12 protein-coding genes and 1 tRNA gene are annotated in these 21,532 nt (G+C 69.9%); 7 read left to right on the forward strand and 6 right to left on the reverse strand.

The window, feature by feature from the left end:
• Window positions 1-98: 98 nt before the first annotated feature.
• The 4 genes from AC1DWR_RS16370 (at window position 99) to AC1DWR_RS16385 (ending at window position 5,976) form a co-directional block, all read left to right on the forward strand.
• Window positions 99-833, forward strand: coding sequence for a response regulator transcription factor (locus tag AC1DWR_RS16370; RefSeq protein ID WP_477614446.1), 735 nt, complete (start codon window positions 99-101; stop codon window positions 831-833).
• A complete protein-coding gene (locus AC1DWR_RS16375; protein ID WP_477624798.1) occupies window positions 830-2,296 on the forward strand; it encodes a sensor histidine kinase in 1,467 nt (488 codons plus the stop codon). Before AC1DWR_RS16370 ends, AC1DWR_RS16375 begins: the two co-directional genes overlap by 4 nt.
• 249 nt (window positions 2,297-2,545) lie before the next feature.
• Window positions 2,546-4,657 (forward strand): ArnT family glycosyltransferase, encoded by a 2,112-nt coding sequence (locus AC1DWR_RS16380; RefSeq protein ID WP_477624799.1) that lies wholly within the window; start codon window positions 2,546-2,548, stop codon window positions 4,655-4,657.
• Between the two features lie 11 nt (window positions 4,658-4,668).
• On the forward strand, window positions 4,669-5,976 hold the full coding sequence (locus AC1DWR_RS16385) for a bifunctional glycosyltransferase family 2/GtrA family protein (protein WP_477614443.1): 1,308 nt from the start codon (window positions 4,669-4,671) through the stop codon (window positions 5,974-5,976).
• Here AC1DWR_RS16385 and AC1DWR_RS16390 read toward each other — a convergent pair.
• Window positions 5,871-6,371, reverse strand: a complete 501-nt coding sequence (locus AC1DWR_RS16390) for a hypothetical protein (RefSeq protein ID WP_477624800.1) — start codon at window positions 6,369-6,371, stop codon at window positions 5,871-5,873. The genes AC1DWR_RS16385 and AC1DWR_RS16390 overlap by 106 nt on opposite strands.
• Before the next feature lie 223 nt (window positions 6,372-6,594).
• On the opposite strand from AC1DWR_RS16390, the gene AC1DWR_RS16395 reads away from it, so the two are divergent.
• A tRNA-Ser gene (locus AC1DWR_RS16395) sits at window positions 6,595-6,687 on the forward strand.
• Window positions 6,688-6,749: 62 nt separating this feature from the next.
• Here AC1DWR_RS16395 and AC1DWR_RS16400 read toward each other — a convergent pair.
• The gene (locus AC1DWR_RS16400) at window positions 6,750-8,339 is read right to left on the reverse strand and encodes an LCP family protein (protein WP_477624801.1); all 1,590 of its coding nucleotides are present in this window, start codon (window positions 8,337-8,339) and stop codon (window positions 6,750-6,752) included.
• 190 nt (window positions 8,340-8,529) lie between these two features.
• Here AC1DWR_RS16400 and AC1DWR_RS16405 point away from each other — a divergent pair, with 190 nt between their 5' ends.
• Entirely contained in the window at window positions 8,530-10,452 is a 1,923-nt protein-coding gene (locus tag AC1DWR_RS16405; protein ID WP_477624802.1) for a penicillin-binding transpeptidase domain-containing protein, read from the forward strand.
• Window positions 10,453-10,554: 102 nt separating this feature from the next.
• On the opposite strand, the gene AC1DWR_RS16410 is transcribed toward AC1DWR_RS16405, so the two are convergent.
• The 3 genes from AC1DWR_RS16410 to folP all read right to left on the reverse strand — a co-directional run bounded on the left by AC1DWR_RS16410 (window position 10,555) and on the right by folP (window position 19,292).
• Window positions 10,555-10,758 carry a cold-shock protein gene (locus tag AC1DWR_RS16410; RefSeq protein ID WP_056915917.1) on the reverse strand — a complete coding sequence of 68 codons (204 nt, stop codon included), beginning with the start codon at window positions 10,756-10,758 and terminating at the stop codon, window positions 10,555-10,557.
• A 362-nt stretch (window positions 10,759-11,120) separates the two neighbouring features.
• Complete coding sequence (locus tag AC1DWR_RS16415) at window positions 11,121-17,954, reverse strand: OmpL47-type beta-barrel domain-containing protein (protein ID WP_477624803.1); 6,834 nt, start codon at window positions 17,952-17,954, stop codon at window positions 11,121-11,123.
• A 420-nt stretch (window positions 17,955-18,374) separates the two neighbouring features.
• Window positions 18,375-19,292, reverse strand: a complete 918-nt coding sequence (gene folP / locus AC1DWR_RS16420; protein WP_477624804.1) for a dihydropteroate synthase — start codon at window positions 19,290-19,292, stop codon at window positions 18,375-18,377.
• A gap of 119 nt (window positions 19,293-19,411) precedes the next feature.
• On the opposite strand from folP, the gene AC1DWR_RS16425 reads away from it, so the two are divergent.
• Window positions 19,412-20,167: a ribbon-helix-helix protein, CopG family gene (locus tag AC1DWR_RS16425; protein ID WP_477624805.1), complete on the forward strand. Its 756-nt coding sequence runs from the start codon at window positions 19,412-19,414 to the stop codon at window positions 20,165-20,167.
• Here the strand turns inward: AC1DWR_RS16425 and AC1DWR_RS16430 are convergent.
• A complete protein-coding gene (locus tag AC1DWR_RS16430; protein ID WP_477624806.1) occupies window positions 20,164-21,531 on the reverse strand; it encodes an NAD(P)/FAD-dependent oxidoreductase in 1,368 nt (455 codons plus the stop codon). The genes AC1DWR_RS16425 and AC1DWR_RS16430 overlap by 4 nt on opposite strands.
• Between the last annotated feature and the right edge of the window lies 1 nt (window position 21,532).

The raw sequence follows: 21,532 nt of genomic DNA on the forward strand, positions 1-21,532 counted from the left end.
TCGCATGTCGAAGGACTGAGCATCCGCCACAGAGGGCTCACAGGATTCGCACAGGAATTACGAGGGCACCGCACATGGTTCCGGTGTTTCCTATTGGCATGAACACCAAGCAGTCCGCCTCAGCCAAGCTCCAGCGTCTCGACGGCTCCCCCGTCCGCGTTCTCGTCGTCGACGACGAGAACAACCTGACCGAGCTGCTGAGCATGGCGCTGCGCTACGAGGGCTGGGAGGTCCGCACTGCGGCCACCGGCGTCGCGGCCGTGCGGGCTGCTCGTGAGTTCCAGCCCGACGCGGTGGCCCTCGACATGATGCTGCCGGACTTCGACGGTCTCGAGGTGCTGCGCAGGATGCGCGGCGACAACCCCAACGTGCCGGTGCTCTTCCTCACCGCGAAGGACGCGGTCGAGGACAGGGTGGCAGGGCTGACCGCCGGCGGCGACGACTACGTGACAAAGCCGTTCAGCCTCGAAGAGGTCGTCGCTCGCCTGCGCGCCCTCATGCGGCGCACCGCCGTCGTGACCGACGACGCCGCTTCGGTCCTGGCCGTCGGCGACCTCACCATGGACGAGGACAGCCACGAGGTGATGCGGGCGGGAGAGCAGATCAACCTCACCGCAACGGAGTTCGAGCTGCTGCGATACCTCATGCGCAACCCCAAGCGGGTGCTGTCCAAGGCCCAGATCCTCGACCGGGTCTGGAACTACGACTTCGGCGGCCAGGCCAACGTCGTCGAGCTCTACATCTCCTACCTGCGCAAGAAGGTCGACGCCGGTCGAGAGCCGATGATCCACACGATGCGCGGCGTCGGATACGTCCTCAAGCCCGCGACATGAGCCCCGCCGCTGCCGTCGGTGCGGCCCGGTCACACCTCAACCCGGCCACCTGGACGCTCAGCCGCAAGCTGATCGCCACGGTCGTCGGGCTGTTCCTCGCCATCACTGTGGTCACGTCCTCCCTGACGGTGCTGCTGCTGCACGACTTCCTCGTCGGGCGCCTCGACCAGGACCTCCAGTCGACCCTCATCCGGGCCGGCGGACCCCGGTCCAACGACGACCACGGGCCGGGCCCCGGAGGCGCGGGCGGTCCCCTCCCCGGCGGGGGTGGCCAGTCCCTCGTCCTCGTGATCCGCAACGGCGCTGTCACCGTCAACCGGGTCGAGCACGACGAGACCACCGGCACGCTCACCGACGCGCAGGTCAGCTCGCTGCAGGCAGCCGGGATCGGCACCACCCCCAAGACCGTCGAGATCGAGGGGCTGGGCGCCTATCGCGTGGCCTCCGCTCGTGAGGCCGACGGCGACACGGTCATCTCGGGCCTGCCCACGGGTGGTGTCACCGAGACCATCAACAAGGTGGTCACCCTGATGGTGGGTGGCACGATCGTCGGATTCGTCCTCGTGACGGCCGGCGGCCTGTGGCTCGTGCGCCGCAACCTCGCGCCGTTGCAACGGGTGGCGCACACCGCGACCCAGGTGTCCAACCTCAAGCTCGACTCCGGTGCTGTCGCCCTGGCCGAACGCATCCCCGCAGCCGACACCGACCCCCACACCGAGGTGGGACAGGTGGGGCTCGCCCTCAACAACATGCTCGACAACGTCGAGGGGGCCCTCCGGTCCCGCCACGAGAGCGAGCAGCGCGTGCGGCAGTTCGTCGCCGACGCCTCGCACGAGCTGCGGACGCCGCTGGCGTCCATCCGGGGGTATGCCGAGCTGTCCCGTCGCGAGCGCGAGCCGGTGCCCGCGTCGGTCACCCACGCGTTGTCGCGGGTCGAGTCCGAGGCTCTGCGGATGCAGGGGCTGGTCGAGGACCTGCTGCTGCTGGCCCGGCTCGACGCGGGTCGGCCGCTCGACCGCGAACCGGTCGACCTGTCACTGSTCGCGATGGACGCGGTCAGCGATGCGCACGCGGCCTCACCGGACCACCGCTGGGAGCTGGACCTGCCCGACCAACCCGTCGAGGTGACCGGCGACCACGCGCGGCTCCACCAGGTCGTCGCCAACCTGCTGGCCAACGCCCGCACCCACACGCCAGCCGGCACGCGGGTCGTGACGTCGATCAAGCCGGATGGTCCGTGGATTCGGGTGAGCGTCTCGGACGACGGCCCCGGCGTGCCGAAGTCGTTGCAGGGCAACGTCTTCAACCGGTTTACCCGAGGTGACGACTCCCGCAACCGAGCCGCGGGTTCCACCGGGCTCGGCCTGTCGATCGTCGATGCCGTCGCGAAATCGCACGGAGGCAACGTGGAGCTCTCCTCCTCTCCGGGCGACACGACCTTCACGGTCCTGCTCCCCGCCTGACCCTCCCGCCTGACCCTTCCGGCGGGCTCGTCCACTCTGGGGCCCGACCACGCGGCATACCCTCGTGCGCCGGAAACCCGGGCGAGTGGCCGAAACTTCGGCGCCCCCTCCCCTGGTGCGCGGCGGAAACCCGGGCGAGTGGCCGAAAGTTCGTCGCCCACCCCAACGTCCACGCGCCGTCGCGATGCTCATCACCCGGGCTCAGGAGTGGCACAGGAACCGCACAGCGCGCCCCCCGACGGTAGGGACATGGACACGATGACCCTCCACCCCGACACGGTCGATGCGACCGGCGCGGCCGGCACCACCCGCGTGCCGCGCACCACGACTCCGGTGCAGGCGGATCCCGCCGCGCCCACGACGCCCAGCCGGATCCAGCGCCTCTGGCGTGGTCCGGAGGGCGACCCGACCTGGGCGCGGCCCGCACTGCTCGGCCTGCTGCTCGCCACGGCCGTCTTCTACTCCTACAACCTGACCTCGAGCGGCTACGCGAACTCCTTCTACTCCGCCGCGGTCCAGGCCGGCAGCGACAGCTGGAAGGCCTTCTTCTTCGGCTCCTCCGACGCCGGCAACTCGATCACCGTGGACAAGCCGCCCGCATCACTGTGGGCGATGGCCCTGTCGGTGCGGCTGTTCGGGCTGAGCTCGTTCAGCATCCTCATGCCCGAGGTGCTGATGGGCGTCGCGACCGTGGGTGTGGTCCACGCGACCGTCAAGCGTCACTTCGGAGCAGCAGCCGGTCTGATCGGCGGGGCCGTGATGGCGCTGACGCCGGTGGCCGTCCTGATGTTCCGGTTCAACAACCCCGACGCACTGCTCGTGCTGCTCATGGCCCTCGGCGCCTGGGCGACGATGAAGTCGATCGAGCAGGGCTCGGCCAGATGGTTCGCGATCGTGGGGGTCTTGATCGGCCTCGGTTTCCTCACCAAGGCGCTCCAGGTGCTGCTGGTCGTGCCTGCCTTCGGCCTCGCCTACGTCCTGTTCGCCGACACGACCCTGCGCAGGAGGATCACCGGCGCGCTCGTCGGCACCGCCGCCATGGTGCTGTCCGCCGGCTGGTGGGTCGCGATCGTCGAGCTGGTCCCGGCCAGCTTGCGCCCCTACATCGGCGGCTCGCAGGACAACTCGTTCCTCTCCGTCACCTTCGGCTACAACGGACTCGGCCGGATCAGCGGCAACGAGACCGGCTCCGTCGGTGGCGGGAACGGTTGGGGCGCAACGGGTCTCGGACGCATGTTCAGCTCGAGCATCGGTGGCCAGATCTCCTGGCTGATCCCCTCGGCCCTGATCCTCCTCGCCGTGGGTCTCTTCCTGCGGGGCCGTGCGCCGCGCACGGACGCCCGCCGCGCGGCATACGTGGTCTGGGGTGGCTGGCTGCTCGTCACCATGGTGACGTTCTCGCTGATGGCCGGCATCTTCCACGAGTACTACACAATCGCCCTCGCGCCCGCCATCGCCGCCCTGGTGGGCATGGGCGCGGCCGAGGCCTGGGAGCACCGCTCCAAGGCCATCGGCTCGATCACGCTCTCGGCTGCCACGGCGGCCGCGGCCACTTGGTCGTTCGTCCTCCTCTCGCGGACCGACTGGCAGAACTGGCTGCGCATCGGCGTCCTCGTCCTCGGTCTGGCCAGCGCCCTCCTGCTCCTGGCGATCACCCAGCTGCACCGGCGCTTCGTGCCCGCCGTCGTCGCCGGCGCCCTCGTGGCTGCGCTGGCAGGGCCCGCTGCCTACAGCGTCCAGACCGTCAGCACGGCCCACTCCGGCTCGATCGTGACCGCGGGACCTGCCACGGCAGGTGGTGGTCCCGGCGGTGGCGGTATGCCGGGTGGTGCCCGCGGCACGATGGGCGCCCCTCCCCAGCAGGGCACCACTGACGGCACAGCGGGTGGCGTCACGGGCGCCCCGGGCGGCACGCGAACTGGCGGGGGGATCGGCGGTTTGCTCAACGCCTCCACCCCGAACACGGAGGTGGTGTCGGCTCTGTCGGCCGATGCGTCGAGCTACCGCTGGGTCGCCGCTGCGATCGGGTCGCAGAACGCCGCCGGGCTGCAGCTCGGGACGGGACTGCCCGTCATGGCCATCGGTGGCTTCAACGGCAGCGACCCCAGCCCGACGCTGGCACAGTTCCAGCAGTACGTCGCCGACGGTGACATCCACTACTTCGTTGCAAGCGGGAACGGCGGCGGCGCTGGCGGACCCGGCGGCGGGATGGGCGGCTCGGGGACCGGCTCGCAGATCTCGGAGTGGGTCGCGGCCACCTTCACGCAGGTCACGATCAGCGGGTCGACGTTCTACGACCTGACGCAGCCGCTGTCGTCCTCCACCGGCACCTCGGGCTCCACCACGACCCAGACCACCTGAGGAGCGCCGCGATGAGCACCCCCGTCCTCGACGTCGTCATCCCCGTCCACAACGAACAGCACACGGTCGCAGCCAGCGTCCGGCGGCTGCACCAGCACCTGGTCGAGACCTTTCCCTATCCGTTCCGTGTCACGGTGGCCGACAACGCCAGCACCGACGCGACGGCCGCCGTCGCGTCGGGGTTGGTGGCCGAGCTGGCCGGCGTGGCGCTGGTGCGGCTGCCCGAGAAGGGCCGGGGCAGGGCGCTGAAGCAGGTCTGGTCAGCCTCGGACGCGCCGATCCTCGCCTACATGGACGTCGACCTCTCCACCGATCTCGACGCCTTGTGGCCGCTCGTGGCGCCGCTCATGTCGGGCCACTCGGACGTCGCCATCGGTTCGCGACTGGCCCGCGGCGCCCGGGTCGTCCGTGGGGCCAGGCGCGAGGTCATCTCGCGCTGCTACAACCTGGTCCTGCGGGGCGCCCTGGGTGCCCGGTTCACCGACGCGCAGTGCGGCTTCAAGGCGATCCGGGCAGACGTCGCCGCCGAGCTGCTGCCGATGGTCGAGGACCACACCTGGTTCTTCGACACCGAGCTGCTCGTCCTGGCCCAGCGTTGCGGCCTGAGGATCCACGAGGTGCCGGTCGACTGGTTCGACGACCCGGACTCGCGGGTCGACGTGGTCGCCACCGCGCTGGACGACCTGCGCGGAGTCGTCCGGGTCCGCCGCGCGCTGGCCTCTGGTCGGCTCCCCGTCGACGACGTCGCCGCTCGCATCGGGCGGCGAGCTCCGGGGCACGTGGGCACGTGGCACCAGCTGACGCGGTTCGCCACCGTCGGGGTCGCGTCCACGGTCGTGCACCTCGGTCTGTTCGCCGCGCTCGCGCCGGCCGTGGGATCGACCCAGGCGGCCAACCTGGTGGCGCTGCTCGTCGCGACCGTCGCCAACACGGCACTGAACCGCCGCTGGACCTTCGGGGTACAGGGCGCCGGTGTGGTGAGGAACCAGCTGCAGGGTCTGTCGATCTTCGCGCTCACCTGGCTGCTGACCGCGGGGGCCCTGGCGATGCTGCACGCCGTCGTCGCCGCGCCCAGCACCACCGCGGCGACCGTCGTCGTCGCGAGCGCCACGGCAGCCTCGACTGCCCTGCGTTTCGTGGCCATGCGCACCTGGATGTTTCCGCACGGGTCATCCCGTGGAGCCCAGCACGGCCGGTCCCGCTCCGGAGTCCCTCAGTACTCCGCCACGATGAACGCGCCCGCGTCGTCCTCGAACACGACCACACCCGTCCAGTCCCAGCCGTCCACCGAACCGTGGCAGACGGTGACCAGTCCCTGACCCACCTGGGAGCGCACGGGGCACTCGAGCTCGTCGACGGATCCTCCGTCGTCCTCGATGACGCGCCCGAGCGCCTCCTGGAGGGCGACGTCGGTCACCCCCTTGTCGATCGGCGTCACCTGGCCGGACAGCACCCAGGTCCCCGACCCGCCGGGTCCGAAGAACAGGAACGCGGCCATGGCCAGAACGCTCAGCAACGCCAGCCCACTGAGCACGATGGCGGTGATGGCCAGGCCGTTGCCCTGTCGCGGGGCGGGGGTAAACGCCTGGGGCGCCCACGCCTGGCCGTGCGCGGCATACGCGTCCTGCGGCGCGGCCTGACCCGGAGCGGGCGCCGCGAATGGTCCCTGCCAGGCAGGCGGCTGTGGCCCCGGCGGGGCGAACGGGTTGGACATCCACGCTCCTTGATAGCGGTCGGCCCACAGGATCGCGCACGCGCGGGTCTCCCGTACGGCAAACGGCCCACCGCCGCCCGAACTGTGGCCCACGGCATACCTCGCCACGACCGCCGGTGATCGGATCAGCCGGGGTATGCCGCGTGGGCGGGCGAGCCACTTTGCTCCGGTCCGAGCCGTGCGGATACTCTGTGCGGGCTCGGCTGCGACAGCCGTCGGGCGTGGAGGCGTCGCCTAGTCCGGTCTATGGCGCCGCACTGCTAATGCGGTTTGGGTTTATCGCCCATCGAGGGTTCAAATCCCTCCGCCTCCGCCACGACGAAGAAGGACCCGACCAGCTTTCGGTCGGGTCCTTCTCGCGTGACTGGAGGCAGCGGGTCAGGTGCAGATGTCCTGGGCCGCGGTGCGGGCCTTCACGGTCTCGGTGGAGGTTGGCGGGGTCGCGGTGACGGTCTCCTTGGGCAGGGGCTTGGTGCCCAGCCGGTTCGGGATCTCCACCGCCTTCGGCGAGCCGGTGCCCATGCTCAGCTCGATGGTCGAACCCAGCAGGGCGTCCTCGCGGATCTCGGCGCCGGGGTAGACCGCCGCGACCGTGCGGGCCGCCTCCTTCATGTTCGGGCCGTAGCGGACCACGACACCCTCCGTGGGGGCCCCGGTGCCGCTGAGGTACGACGCGACGGTGAAGCCCTGCACCTCGAGCTCGGTGGCTGCCTGCTTGGCCAGGCCGGCCACCCCCGAGTTGTTGGTGACCCGCACCTTGATGTCGCCGGGGCTCACGGTCAGGGCCGGCTCGGTGGTCGGCGACGCGGTCGCCGTGGAGGTGGACGACGGCACCTTCGTGCCCGGGAGCGGCTCGTCCTTGCGGATCGCCTTCCAGATGGTCTCGGCCCCGGGGGACCACTGGACGCGGTTGGGGTCGGGCGCATACGCCTCGGTGGGGAGCTTCACGAACCGGATCTGGTCAGTGCCGATCCTGGAGACGCTTCCGGCGATGTCCTTCATCTCCCCGACATCGAGGCCCTGGTCGGTGGTCATCGCGGAGGTCGTGGCATTGAGGAAGCGGAACAACTTGTCCGGGCGCAGCAGCAGCGAGGACTTGGTGGCTTCCTGGATCACCGACGACAGAAAGGCCTGCTGGCGGTCGATCCGGCCGAGGTCGGATCCGTCGCCGATGTTGTGACGCAACCGGACGTAGGCGAGGGCGTTCTTGCCGTTGACCCTGCTCCTGCCTGCCGGGAGGTTGAGGTGGCTCTGGCGGTCATTGACGGCTTCGGGCAGGCAGACGGTGACCCCGCCGAGGGCGTTGACCATGTCCTGGAACCCGCGGAAGTCGATCTCCACGAAGTGGTCGACGAAGATGCCGGTCAACCCCTCGAAGGTGCGGATGGTGCAGGCAGGGCCACCCAGGGTGAAGTTCTGGTTCCACTGCCGGACGACGCCGTCCTGCACCTTGTCGGCCTTGTTCTTGCAGTCCCGCGGTGCCTTCGTCATCGAGTCGCGGGGGATCGACACGACGATCGCCGACTTCCGGTCCGCGGACAGGTGGACGACGAGGTTGGTGTCGGAGCGGCTCCCCTCCATGCCGTACTCCGTCTGTCCCTTGCCGAGGTCGGTGCCCTCCCGGCTGTCAGAACCCATCACGAAGATGTTGAGCGGCGCCAGGTTGGTCTGGGCGTCCGTCGTGGCCTCCTGCTTCGGACGATCGCCCAGCGCGCTGCTGATGTCGAGCCGCGTGATGTTGCCGTTGAGCTTGACGTAGGCCGCGATGCCGAGGACCAGGGCCACCACGAGCACCCCCGCCACGCCGTAGGTGGCGCGTCGTACCCAGGGGTGGCGGTGGGTCTTGCCGGCGTGGCGGTCGGACCGACGCTGGGACGACCTGCTGTGCTGCTGCGTGCCGTCCCCCGTGGCACCCGTGCCCTGGCCGGACGCGTCGTCCGGCGCAGAGCCGTTGGTGGGCTCGCTCACGTGTACCTCTCTGTTTCCGAAAAGCCACGCCGTGCAGGTGGCTCGGGCGACGAATCGCCTCCGTGAGTGTAAGGGCGCATCCTGAGTGTTCGGTCAGGTCCGCCTCCTCCTCCCGACGCCGCAGGCAGCCTGCTGGTTGGCTGCGGGCGACAAATGGGACGAACCTTCCGACGTGGGGTTGGATGGGCGCATGACGAGAAGAGCAGTGGTGGGGGGAGTCGTCGCCGCCGTCCTGGTCGCCGGAGCAGCCGGCGCGGGGTTGTGGTGGCGGCACGCTGAGCAGGAGAAGGCACTCGATGCCGCTGCCCGGGCCGAGGTGGCAGCGTTCGCCACGTCGTGGGCAGGACGCTCGTTCACCAAGCCCGGGACCCTGTTCACCGGCACCACCAGCGACGTCGTCCAGGCGGACTTCGCCAAGGCCACGGCGGGGCTGGGCCCCGGTCCGGTGAAGGTCACCGCAGACGCGGTGCGCCGCACGGGTGACCGGGCCACGGCCACCGCGCACGTCGCCTGGACCCTGCCCGGGGGCGTGGCCTGGTCGTACGACGTCCCCGTGACCGCCCAGCGCGCCGAGACGAACGGGAGCCGCTGGGCGATCACCCTCCCCAAGGACCACTCGCAGTGGCACCCCGACCTCAAGCCGGGCGCCACCCTGACCGCCACCCGCACCTGGGGCGACCGGGGCACCCTGCTCGACCGTGACGGCGGCGCCCTCACGCCGATCGGCAAGGTCTACCCGGTGCAGATCGACCCCTCCCGGGCCACCGCTGCCACCGTCAGCCAGCTGGAGAAGGTGGTGGACGAACCTGCCGGCTCGCTCGTGGCCAAGCTCGCCGCAGCCACCAAGGCCGGGAGCAAGGCGCCCATCCCGGTCATCACCTACCGGCAGGCCGACTTCGACGAGCGCAAGGCAGCGCTCGATGCCATCAAGGGCGTGATCTACCCGGCCCGCGAACAACCGCTGGCCAAGTCGCGCACGTTCGCCCAGCCGCTGCTCGGGTCCTTCGGCGCCGTCAGCGCCGAGCTCATCGCCAAGAGCAAGGGCAGGTATGCCGCGGGCGACTACGCCGGGGTGAGTGGACTCCAGGGGCAGTACGACAGGGTGCTCGGGGGCACGGCCGGGGTCCAGGTCACCTCCAGTGCGGCGCCGGACACCCCGTTGTTCGCCAAGGACGCGGTCGCCGGGAAGGACGTGTCCACGACGCTGTCGCCCCGCGTCCAGGATGCCGCCGAGACCGCGCTGAAGGCCACGGGTGCCGTGCCGTCCGCCCTCGTGGCGGTCGACGTCAAGACCGGTGACGTGCTTGCTTCGGCGAACTCACCCGCCCTCGGCTTCGATCGCGCGATGACCGGCCACTACCCGCCCGGGTCGGCCTTCAAGATCGCGACGACCTACGCGCTGCTCAGCTCGGGCACGGTCACACCGACCACGGCCGTCACCTGCCCGAAGAACGTCGTCGTCGACGGGCGGACCTACAAGAACTTCGAGGGCGAGTCGCTCGGCACCCCGGACTTCACCACGGACTTCGCCCACTCGTGCAACACGGCGTTCGTCCAGCTCTCGACCAAGCTCGGCGACGACGACCTCTCCAAGGCGGCCGCCGCGCTGGGGCTGACCGGCTGGGCCAAGGACCTCGGGGTGACGAACGCCTTCGACGCCAGCGTCCCCGTCAACAACGGCAAGACCGACAAGGCTGCAGCCGCGATCGGGCAGGGCCGCAACGTCACCTCACCCCTCGCCCTGGCCGTGCTCGCGGCCAACGTCGCGCGCGGCTCGGTCATTGCTCCTGCACTGGTGACCCAGCCTGCGGTGCAAGGGGCTGACCGCACGCCGAAGGCGTTGGACACCAAGGTCGTCGACCAGCTGCGGACCCTCATGGGTGAGGTGGTCAGCCAGGGCACCGCCACGGTGTTGAAGGGCACGCCGGGCGGCACGGTGCGGGGCAAGACCGGCACGGCCGAGTTCGGCCCGAAGAACCCGCCCGAGACGCACGCGTGGTTCGTCGGCTACCAGGGCGACGTCGCCTTCGCCGTGCTGGTCGAGAAGGGCAGGAGCGGCGGCAGCGTCGCCGCCCCGATCGCCAAGGACTTCCTCACGGCGCTCGCCCGCTGAGCCGCGCGCCCGCTGAGCCGCGCGGCATACCGGGACGCGACGAGGCCCCCACCGCCTGCGGTGAGGGCCTCGTCGGAAGACTGTTGGTCGAGCAGTCCTCGGTCAGATCGGGCGAACGGCGTCAGCCTGGGGACCCTTGGGTCCCTGGGTGACCTCGAACTCCACGCGCTGCGCCTCGTCCAGCGAGCGGTAGCCCGAGGAGTCGATCGCCGAATAGTGGACGAACACGTCCGGGCCGCCGCCGTCCTGGGCGATGAAGCCGAAGCCCTTTTCAGCGTTGAACCACTTAACGGTTCCCTGTGCCATGGGGTAACTCTTTCTTTTGTAGCCATTGGGAATCCGCACTTTGCGAAACCCCAGGCTGCCGTACACACACCCCCACCGACGAGACATGCTCGTCCTCGGATGAGCTGCCTTCGTCGGAAAGCCTGCTTTCGTCAGAAAACAAATGCCCGCTCTGATGGTGCTAGGGCGGGCACTTCATCGAACTTGCGAGGAACTGCTTGTTGCAACCGTGAGAAACGCTAGCACGCACGATGCGGATCGTGGAGGTCGAGACCGGTCAAAATTCGGGTATGCCGTGGGCTCCGGCCCCCGCGGGTCTGACCCCGCGAGGGCCGGATTCGGGGCGGCCCCGCTGCAGCCGCCCCGAGCCCCCACGCCACCCCTCAGCGCAGGGCGATGTTGACGTAGTACGTCTGCCCGTCGTCGAGGCTCACCCCGACCCTCCAGTACGAGCCCGCCTGCGACTTCTCCGTCTTCCAGTTGTACTGGTACTGCGAGGGACTCCACGAGTACGTGCCGCCCACGCTCGGGGTGTCGGTGTAGGCCGACTCGTTGACCGCGGCGTTGGTCGCGGACCCCTTGACGGGGGTCAGCCACTTCGGCGCAGAACCGGTCTGGACGACCTGGCCGCTGGAGTTCTTGAGCTGGAACTTCATCGGGATGGTCTGCCCGGCGTTGAAGACGCTGGTCGCCACTCCGGTCTGGTGCGCCGTGTCGTTGACCGGCTGCAGGAACAGCGTGGTGCCGAAGCCGTAGACCACCTGGTAGCTGACCGTCGCCGTGCCCACGTTGCCCGCCTTGTCGGTGGCTGTCGCGGTGTAGGTGAACGTGCCCACTCCGTTCGTCGTGCCGCCGGTGCGCGCCCCGCTGGCCGAGCCGTCGAGCTTGCTCGTGGCGTCGGTCGCCGAAGCCGTCGGCGTGGGCACCGCGCCCAGGGTGTAGGTCGCACCGTCAGCGACCCCACCGATCGTCACCACAGGTGCCACCGTGTCGATGTTGATGCCGCTCAAGGTCGCCGACGCCGTGTTGCCCGCGTTGTCCACGGCCGTGCCCGTGACGCTGTTGGCGCCCTGGGCCGCCACCGGGGCGTCGGCCTGGCAGCTGGCGATCCCGCTCACCCCGTCGGCGCACGTGAAGTGCACGGTGACGGGAGTCCGGTACCAGCCGTTGCCGTTCGGGCTCGTCGTGGCAGCGCCGCTGATGCTCGGAGCACCCTTGTCGATGAGCACCGTGACCGTCTGGGCGGCCTCGGTGTTGCCGGCCTCGTCGACGCTCCAGTAGGCCACCTGGTGGGTGCCCTCGGTGGAGACGGTGATCTCCTTGCCGGCGTGCGAGGGGCCACCGTCCAGCGCGTAGTACGTGCTGGCGACGCCCGACAGGTTGTCCGTGGCCGTGAGCTTCACCGTCACGTCCGAGTTACGCCAGCCGCTCGGAGCGGTTGCCGCGGTGGAGGGGTCGTGGCGGTCGATCTTGATCCCGCCGACGGTGACGGCCTTGGTGTTGCCGGCCTTGTCGCTGACCGACGTGCCGGTCGAGAGGTTGGCGCCCTCACCGGTCACGGTGCTGTTCGCCGGAGCGTCACCGTCGAGCCCGGAGAGCGCGTCCCCGGCAGTCCACCCCACCGTGACGTCGCCCCGGTACCAACCACTGGTGTTGGGCGCCGTCGTGGCTGCCCCGCTCAGCGTGGGGTCGGTCTTGTCGACGTTGACGCCCGTGATGGTGAACGCGCCGCTGACGTTGTCGGCACCGTCCGTGGCCGTGCCCCCGGCGCTCTGGTCCTTGCCTTCACCGAAGGTCCTGGCCGCCGGGCAGGACAGGACACCGGACAGACCCGCCTGGTCGGCGCAGGTGAACGTCGCAGTGACGTCCGACCTGTACCAGCCCTTGGCGTTGGCAGCGGCCGAGAGGCCGCCGGTGACAGTGGGCCTGGTCCTGTCGATGCTGACCGCGGCAATGTCGCTGGCCGTGTTGCCGGCGTTGTCCGTCGCCGTGCCGACGACCTCCTGGTTGAGGCCCTCCGTACCGATCCCTTGCGGGGCCGTGCAGGAGTGGAGGCCGGAGCCGCTGTCGCTGCAGTGGAAAGTCACCGTGACGACGCCGTTGTTCCAGCCGCGCAGGTTGGCCGCCGGCGCCTGCGTGTGGGTGATCCCCGGAGCGGTCTTGTCGATCTTCACCTCGAGGTTCTTCTGCGCCTCGACGTTGCCGGCGAAGTCGACACTCCACACCTGGAGCGTGTGCACGCCCTCGGTGTCGATCGTGACGCTGGTGCCGTGCGCCGCGGCGTCGCTGTCGAGCTGGTAGTACGTCTGCGCCACCCCGGAGAGGCTGTCGTCCGCCTCCAGGGAGACCGTCACGGCCGAGCTGCTCCAGTCCGAGACGTCGGACACCGTGGTGACCGGTGCGGTCTGGTCGATCTTGACCGGGTCGGTCTCCGCCGAGGTCTCGTTGCCAGCCAGGTCGCGCACTGACGCACTGGCCGTCAGTGTCCTCCCCTCGCCACTGATCGTGGCGTCGGCGGGCGCAGAGCCGTCGAGGCCGGAGAGGGCGTCGGCGGCGGTCCACTTCACCGTCACGTCGCCCCGGTACCAGCCAGCCCCGTTCGGGCCAGTGGTCGGCGCGCCGCTCAGCGTCGGAGCCGTCTTGTCGACGTTGATCGGTGCCACGGTGACGTCGTCGCTGTTTCCGGCGGTGTCGGTGGCCGTGCCCTTGGCAGACTGCGCCTTGCCTTCGCCCAGCGTGACGGGCGGGCTGCAGGCCGCGACCCCGGAGAGCGCGTCGTCGCAGCTGAAGCTGACGGTGACGTTCCCGGTATACCAGTGGTTGGTGTTGGGGTCGCGGTCAGGCGCACCCGTGATCGTCGGCTTCACCATGTCGATGCTGACCCTGGCGTTGTCCGTCGCGGTGTTGCCGGCGTTGTCGACCGCCGTCCCGGGCACCGCCTGGTCCTCGCCGTCGAGGCTGACCGGTGCGTCCGCGGGGCAGCTGGCGACGCCTGACAGGGCGTCGTCACACTGGTAGGCGACGGTGACCGGGGTCTTGTTCCATCCCTTGCCATTGGGCGCCGGGGTGACGGTGTGACCGATGGTGGGCTTGGTCAGGTCGATCTTGACCGTGGTGCTGTGCTGCGCCTCGGTGTTGCCGGCCTGGTCCACGCTCCAGTAGCGCAGCGTGTGAGCGCCCTCGGTGGCGATGGTGAGGGTGGTGCCTTCGTGCTGTGCGCCGCCGTCGACGGTGTAGTAGGTGGCGTCCACGCCGGACAGACCGTCGTTCGGATCAAGGCTGACGGTCACGGCGGTGTTGTTCCACCCACCCGGTGCGTCGGCTCCGGTCGTCGGAGCCGTCCGGTCGATCTTGACCGTCGCACTGTCGGCCGTGGTGCTGTTGCCGGCCTTGTCGAAGACCGTCGCGGTCTCCTTCAGGACCTCACCTTCGCCGGTGATCGGGCTGTCGGCCGGCGTGGCCACGACGCCTGAGCGGTTGTCGTCGGCAGTCCAGCGGATGCTGACGTCGCCGTGGTACCAGCCGTTGGCGTTGGGGGCGGTGGTCGCCGTGCCCGTCAGGGTGGGGGCGATCTCGTCGACATTGATCCCGCCGACCGTCGTGCTGTCGGAGTTGCCCGCCAGGTCCACGGCCGTCCCGGTCAGCGACTGGGCGGTGCCCTCGCCGAAGGTCTGGTCCGCCGTGACGTCAGCGATCCCCGACCCACCGACGTTGTCGGTCGCGTCGAAGTGCACCGTCACGTCGCTGTTGTTCCAGCCGTGGCTGTTGGCCGCCGGGGTGCGGTTGCCGCTGATGGTCGGGGCTGTCTTGTCCAGGTTCACCGTCGCGTGGTCCGTGGCGGTGTTCCCGGCGTTGTCCGTGGCCGTCCCGTTCACGACACGGCCGGTGACCTCCTCGGTGACGTCGACGGGCGATGTGCAGGACTTCACTCCGGACAGCCCAGGCTGGTCCGCGCAGGTGAAGGTCACGGTGACGTCCGAGTTGTTCCAGCTGTTGGCGTTGGGGACCGGTGAGAGCGTGTGCGTGATGGTCGGCGCGCTCTTGTCGATCTTCACGACGAAGTTCTTCATCGCGCCGACGTTCCCTGCACGGTCGACGGAGTAGTAGGTGACGTCGTGCGTCCCCTCCGCGCTCAGTGGCACGGTGGTACCCGTCTGGTCGTCGCCACCGTCGACGCTGAAGTGCGTCACGTCGACACCCGACAGGACGTCGTGGGACACGAGGACGACGTCCACGGAGCCGTTGACCCATCCCTGCGGGACGGTGGCGTCGCTGGTCGGCGGCGTGCTGTCGATGTTGACCGGGGCGCTGGTCGCAGAGGTCACGTTGCCTGCCTTGTCGGAGATGCTGGCAGCGGCAGTCCGGCCGATCCCCTCCGTCGAGATCACCGATGGTGCAGGGACCGGACCCGCGAGTCCGGACAGTGCGTCGTCGGCCGCCCAGGTCTGGGTGACGGGTGCGTTGTACCAGCCGTAGTCGTTGGGCGCGGCCGTCGGTGCCGCACTCAGGCTGGGCGCGGTCTTGTCCACGTTGATGCCACTCACCGTCATGGACGCGGAGTTGCCGGCGTTGTCGAGGGCGTTGCCGTCTGCGTGCTGGTCGGCACCTTCACCGAGGTGCTGCGGCCCGGTCACCGTGTCGATCCCGGAGAGAGAGTCGCTGCCGGAGAAGGAGACCGTGACGTCGTCGTCGTACCAGCCCGCGGCATTCGCGGTGCGGTCGGCCGAACCGGTGATCGTCGGAGCGGCCTTGTCGATGTTGACGGTGGCGGAGCCGGTGACGCTGTTGCCGGCGTTGTCCGTCGCCGTGCCGGTGACCAGCTGGGCCAGGCCGTCCGACGTCACCGTCTTCGGCGCCGTGCAGTAGTTGAGGCCGGACAGCTCGGTCTGGTCCTCGCAGGCGAAGCTCACGACCACGTCGGTGTTGTTCCAGCCGTTGCCGTTCCGGGCCGGGGACTGGCTGGGGGTGATGCTCGGCGAGGACAGGTCGATCCTGAGCGTGAAGCTCTGGGCGTCCTCGGTGTTGCCGGCGTTGTCGACCGACCAGTACCTCACGGTGTGGACGCCTTCGGCTCCGACGGTCACCGTGCTGCCCTGGGTGCCGGTCACAGCACCGTCGACGGCGTAGTAGGTGCTGTCGATGTCCGACAGGTTGTCAGTCGCGTGCAGGCCGACCGTGACGGGTGCGTTGACCCAGCCGCCGGGGACTCCGGTCGCCGAGGTCGAGGGCTTGCTCCGGTCGATCTTGACGCCATCCACCGTCGCCGTTGCCGTGTGACCGGCCTTGTCGGTGACGCTGGCGCTGGCCGACCGGTTGGAACCCTCCCCGGCGACCACGGAGTCCGAGGGACACGCCACGACTCCCGACAGGTTGTCGCCGCAGGTCCAGTGGACCGTGACGTCGCCGCTGAACCAGCCGTTGCCGTTGGGAGCGCTGATGACGGTGCCGGTGATGGTGGGCGCGGTCTTGTCGACGTTGATCGTCGGCGTTGTCACCGAGGCACTGTTGCCCGCCGCATCGGTGGCCGTGGCCGTGTCGGACTGGTTGGCGCCCTCACCGAAGGTGTGCGCGGTGTCCTGGGTCTTGACGCCGGACAGCGCGTCTCCAGCGGTGTAGGTCGCGGTGACGTCGTCGCCGTACCAGCCGTTCGCATTCGGTGCCGGCAGCGGGTCGACCGTGATGACCGGCTTGGTCTTGTCGATGCTCACCGTTGCCGGGTCAGTGGCGGTGTTGCCCGCGTTGTCGCGCACCGTGCCGGTCACCGACTGGGCCAGGCCCTCGGTGCTCACCGTCTGCGGGCCAGTGCAGGTCGCCACGCCGGACAACGCGTCCGAGCAGCTGAAGGTCACGGTGACGCTGGTCTTGTTCCAGCCGTCCGCGTTGGCGGCGGGCGACTGGGTGTGCCCGATGGTGGGCGACGTCTTGTCGATGCCGAACGACACGGTGTGCGGTGCCTCGACGTTGCCGGCCAGGTCGGTGCTCCAGAACGTCAGGGTGTGGTTGCCCTCCGCGGTGACCGGAACGCTGGTGCCGACGGTCTGGGTGCCACCGTCGAGCTGGTAGAAGGTCTTGTCGACACCCGACAGCCCGTCGTTGGGAACCAGCGTGAGGGTGACGTCGTTCTTGTTCCACGCCGGTGGGGCAGTCACGGTCGTGTTGGGAGCTGTGCGGTCGATCTTGACCGCGGGCGTGCTCTGCACCGAGCCGCTCGTGTTCCCCGCCCTGTCGGTGACGCTGGCCGTCGCGGTCAGCCCCGTGCCCTCCCCGCCGATGGTGCTGTTGGCAGGGGCAGTCGTACCGGACAGGGCGTCGGAGGCGGACCAGGCGACGGTGACGTCGCTCCGGTACCAGCCCGCGCCGTTGGCGCTGGTCGTCGGTGCACCTGACAGCGTCGGCGCCACCTTGTCGATGTTCACACCGTTGACCGTCGCGCTCGACGAGTTGTCGGCATTGTCGACGGCGGTGCCGGTGACCGACTGGTTCGCCGCACTGGTCGTCAGGGTGGTCGGGCCGCTCGTCGACTTGATGCCCGAGGTCGCGTCGCTGCCCGTGAACGACACGGTGACGTCGGTGTTGTTCCAACCATTGGCGTTGGCAGCGGGCGTGCGCGCGCCGACGATCGTCGGAGCCGTCTTGTCGAGCCTGATGGTGACCGGCGCACTGGTGGCGCTGTTGCCGACGTTGTCGGTCACGGTCGTCGTCCGGGTGACGACGCCGTCAGTGGAGACGGTGTCGCTCGACGGCACCAGCGAGGCGACGCCGGACCCTCCCGCATCGGCGGCGGTCCAGGTGAGGCTCACGTTGGTCTTGTTCCACCCGGCACCGTTGGGCAGAGGGGTCAGCGTGGCGGTGGCAGTCGGAGCGGTGTTGTCGAGGGTGTAGCTGGCGGACTGGATGCCGAAGGTCTCCCCGCCGTTGGCAGTGCACTTCCCGTTGCCGTTGACGCCCTTCCACGCCTTGGTCGTGAAGGAGACCACGCCGGAACCGCTGCCGGCTGTCAGCCAGGTGTACGTGGGGCCGCTGAACACCCACAGGGTCTTCGGGTTCTTGTCCGAGGACTGGGTCGCGATGGTGGTGCCCGAGGCGTTGATGACATCGACGCACTCGGTGTTCGCGTCGGTGTTCACCGTGAGCGTCAGGGCAGCGCCCTGCTTGGCATAGACCGTGCCACCCGAGGTGTACGTGCCGGCCCCTCCGGTGAAGACCGCAGTCGTCACGGAGGCCCCCCACGCGACGGGCGAGACGCCCGCCAGCACCAGTGCTGTCACCCCCGCGACAGCCACTACACGACCACGACGCCCCGTCGCGCGGAATCGCACAGAGAATTGACCAACCATCACGCACACCCCTGAGAACGCAGAACAAACCCCTTGGCGAAGAACTCGCAGGTCACGGACGGTATGGCCGCTACCAACGGGTACGGGGCCGATTGGGCGAAAGATCCTAAAGTCCTAGGGACTTGCTGACCGTTCGGCTGATGCACAAAACGGGCACGTGACAGCAGTGATGGGCCCTGACTGCGTTCGGGGGTGCTGAACACGGCCCGTCGCTGGCATCAGAATGTCCGCTTCGCTCAGCGTTGCGTTGCCTGTGACGTCGTCCACAGTCCTCTCGATGAGGACCGGAGACCGTGGTTGCTACAGCCCGCGGACGGCGCGGACCGGAGGGCGGTCCCCGCGGATGGTGGCGACCATGTCGACGACCCGCCGGGTGGCGCGCACGTCGTGGGCGCGGAACACGGTGGCACCGAGCCAGGCCGCGATCGCCGTCGAGGCGAGCGTCCCCTCGAGCCGGTCGTCGGCCTCGAGCCCGAGGGACTCACCGACGAAGTCCTTGCGCGACAGCGCCTGCAGGATGGGGAAGCCGAGCGCCGCCACGTCGGCGGTGTGCCGCAGCACCTCCAGCGAGTGGACAGTGGTCTTGCCGAAGTCCAGCGTCGGGTCGATGAGGATGCGGTCCTCGGGTATGCCGGCCTGCCGGGCCGCGCGCGCACCGTCGGCCAGCGTGCGCAGCACGTCGCGGACGACGTCGAGGGGGTCGGGTCCGTAGGTCACCTTCACCGGATCGGTGCGCGGCGGGAGACCGCCGGTGTGGGAGCAGACGACACCTGCGCCGATGCGGGCGGCGACCTGGACGAGCTCGGGGTCGTGGCCGGCCCAGGTGTCGTTGACCAGGTCCAGGCCGTGGCGTCCGGCCTCGGCGGCCACCTCCGATCGCCAGGTGTCGAGGCTGAGGGCGAGGTCGGGATAGGTCGCGCGGGCGTGCGCGAGGAAGGGGATGACCCGCTCCATCTCCTCCTCGGGGCCGACGACCTCCCCCTCCTGCCCGGCGCGGACACCACCGACGTCGACGATGTCGGCGCCCGCGGAGACCGCGGCCTCGAGGGCCCGCTTCGCCGACTCGAGGTCGGCGTGCCGGTTGCCGGCGAAGAAGGAGTCGTTGGTGCGGTTGATGATTCCCATCACCGCGGGGGTGGACGCGTCGAAGGTCCGACCTCGCAGCCGCAGAGGCGGGGTGCGTGGCAGATCGAGGGGATGCGGCTCCGGGAGGCTCACCGCGCCATCCTGTCACCCCCCAACCAACGGTGGTTGCCGGCCGGGAACCATCCGTGCGGACCATGCGACCTGGGTCAAAGTACTCAGGCGCCTGCGGCCCGGGCGGGTCAGGATGGACCATGACCACCCCCAGCACCGCACCGGTCCGCCGGTGGATCGTCCGCATCACGATCGGCTCCTTCTCCGTCGCCGCCCTGATGGGCATCGCGGCCCTGCTCGGAGGCGGCGACTTCGGCGAGACCGAGGGGCAGGTCCTGATGACCACATTGCTCGTCGGGGTCGTCAGCATCGCGGTGCTCTGCTACCTCGCGACGGCCGGGCGTGGATCCCAGCCCGTCGGCATCGCCGGCGGCGTCACAGTCCTCGTCCCCCTCGTCACCGGTCTCGTCCTCATCTGGGGGAACGTCGACAGCGGCGGGGACGAGACGGTGCTCAGGACGTTCGGCGTCGGGGCCATCGTGGCGGCGACCCTGGCCCAGGCAAGCCTGCTGCTCACCCTGGGGGACAAGGCGAAACTCCGCGCACGCCGCCTCCTGCTGGGCACGATCGTGCTCGCGGGGCTGCTGGCCGTCATGACGAGCGTCCTGGTGCTCGGCTACAACCCCTCAGGCGACGGCTACTACCGGGCCCTCGGCGTGATCGCGATCCTCGACGTCCTCGGCACGGTCGTCGGTGCCGCCCTCATGAAGTTCGGGTCCGGTGCCTCGGGCGAGCGAGTCGGGGACTCGGCGGGCGTCGTCCTACCACCAGACCTGGCCGAGGCCCTGTCCGAGCACGCAGCCAGGACCGGCCGTTCCCGCGATGAGCTGGCGGTAGCCGCCCTGCGGGAGTACCTCGACCAGGCGGGGCGGCCCGCGAGCTCGCGACAGTTCTAGCTGTCGAAGCCGAGGCCGGCCCGGTCGAGGCCCTGGAGCCAGAGGTTGCGACGCCCAGCCCGCTGGTCGGCCCGCGCCAGCGACCACCGGGTCAGCTGGATCCCGGTGTAGGCCAACGGTTCCGGCGGGAACGGCAGCGGCTTCTCGCGCACCATCTGGAGTCGGGTGCGTTCGGTGTCGCGGCCGTCGAGCAGGTCGAGCATGACCCGCGCGCCGAAGCGAGTGGCCCCCACGCCCAGCCCGGTGAACCCGACGGCATAGGCGACCCGCCCCCGGTGGGCGGTGCCGTAGAAGGCGCAGAAGCGCGTGCAGGTGTCGATTGCGCCGCCCCACTGGTGGCTGAACCGCAGGCCATCGAGCTGGGGGAAGGTGTCGAAGAAGTGGCCGGCCAGCCGGTCGAACGTGGCAGGGCGCTGGTCGAGGCTGGGCGCGAGCCGTCGCCCGTAGTGGTAGATGGCGTCGTAGCCGCCCCACAGGATCCGGTTGTCGGCGGACAGCCGGTAGTAGTGGAACTGGTTGGCCAGGTCGCCCACGCCAGCACGACTGGCCCAGCCCAGGGAGTCGAGCTGGGCCTCGGTCAGCGGCTCGGTCATCAGGGCGTAGTCGTAGACGGGGACGGTGTGCAACCTCGTGCGACGGACGAGGGAGGGAAAGGCGTTGGTGCCCAAGGCAACTCGGCCGGCACGGATGACGGCACCATCGGCCGTGGCGACCTCGACGCCAGAGCCTGCTGTGGACAACCCAGTCACCCGCACGCCCTCGGCGATGCGCACGCCGAGCGACTCGGCGGCTCGCGCGAGCCCCCAGGCCAGCCGAGCGGGGTCGACCATGGCCGTCTCGTCGGGCTCGTAGACACCAGCCAGGTAGGTGGGCGAGGCCAGGTGGGCCCGCACCGCGTCGCGGTCGAGGAACTCCCCCGGCTCCTCCGCCAGCCAGTCCACCTGGTGCGGCTGGGTCGCCACGGTCAGCGAGCCGGATCGCCTGAAGTCACAGTCGATCCCGTATCGCCGCAACGTCGCCTCGATCTCGTCGAGGTTCTCGCGCCCGAGGCGGCGCAACGCGGCATACTCCTGCGGCCAGCGCGCCATCCCGTTGGGTTCGCCGTGGGTCAGGCTCGCCGCGCAGAACCCGCCGTTGCGTCCCGACGCGGCCCACCCGACCGAACCCGCCTCGAGCACGAGGACGTCACGCGAGGGGTCGGCCTCCTTGGCGAGCAGCGCGGTCCAGAGGCCGGAGTAGCCCGCGCCGACCACCACGAGGTCGGCCGACCGCACGCCCTCCAGCCCCGGCCGACCGGCAGGTCGGTCGGGTTGGTCCAGCCAGAAGACGGCCGGCGCGGCGTCGGCGAGCGCGGGATGGCCCACC

This window comes from Pedococcus sp. P2_E2, assembly GCF_056403955.1.

Bases quoted from the DNA above. Each gene is read 5' to 3' on its own strand.
- AC1DWR_RS16390 (WP_477624800.1), bottom strand. From the start codon at position 6,371: ATGTCCAACCCGTTCGCCCCGCCGGGGCCACAGCCGCCTGCCTGGCAG.
- AC1DWR_RS16380 (WP_477624799.1), top strand. From the start codon at position 2,546: ATGGACACGATGACCCTCCACCCCGACACGGTCGATGCGACCGGCGCG.
- AC1DWR_RS16370 (WP_477614446.1), top strand. From the start codon at position 99: ATGAACACCAAGCAGTCCGCCTCAGCCAAGCTCCAGCGTCTCGACGGC.
- AC1DWR_RS16410 (WP_056915917.1), bottom strand. From the start codon at position 10,758: ATGGCACAGGGAACCGTTAAGTGGTTCAACGCTGAAAAGGGCTTCGGC.
- AC1DWR_RS16385 (WP_477614443.1), top strand. From the start codon at position 4,669: ATGAGCACCCCCGTCCTCGACGTCGTCATCCCCGTCCACAACGAACAG.
- AC1DWR_RS16425 (WP_477624805.1), top strand. From the start codon at position 19,412: ATGACCACCCCCAGCACCGCACCGGTCCGCCGGTGGATCGTCCGCATC.
- AC1DWR_RS16405 (WP_477624802.1), top strand. From the start codon at position 8,530: ATGACGAGAAGAGCAGTGGTGGGGGGAGTCGTCGCCGCCGTCCTGGTC.